The sequence below is a fragment of the Candidatus Cardinium sp. cBcalN2 genome (assembly GCF_022810445.1).
GTDB lineage: Bacteria > Bacteroidota > Bacteroidia > Cytophagales > Amoebophilaceae > Cardinium.
Genome location: NZ_JAACGD010000149.1, coordinates 1 through 248 on the forward strand (window position 1 = coordinate 1; position 248 = coordinate 248).

The 248-nt window shown below is 27.8% G+C and carries 1 pseudogene; it reads left to right on the forward strand.

What is annotated here, in order from left to right:
- Nucleotides 1–248 (forward strand): annotated as a pseudogene (locus tag MUW74_RS04020) (IS982 family transposase); the annotation flags it as partial.

Below are 248 nucleotides of genomic sequence, written 5' to 3' on the forward strand. Positions count from 1 at the left end.
AAAATTAGTCGAAATATATTACGCTGTAGATGAGTTTCTTAAAAAATTTATGCCCTATTTAGAAAAACATTTATTAGCTACATCAAAAAGGAAACCAACTAGAAATTGTTCACTGAATTTGAGCGAGATAATGACCATTATTATTGCGTTTCATGTCTTTGGGTTTAGAAATTTTAAGGTTTATTACCATTATTTACAGCAGTTTCATTCCAAGGATTTTAAAACATTAGTAAGCTACAATAGATTCA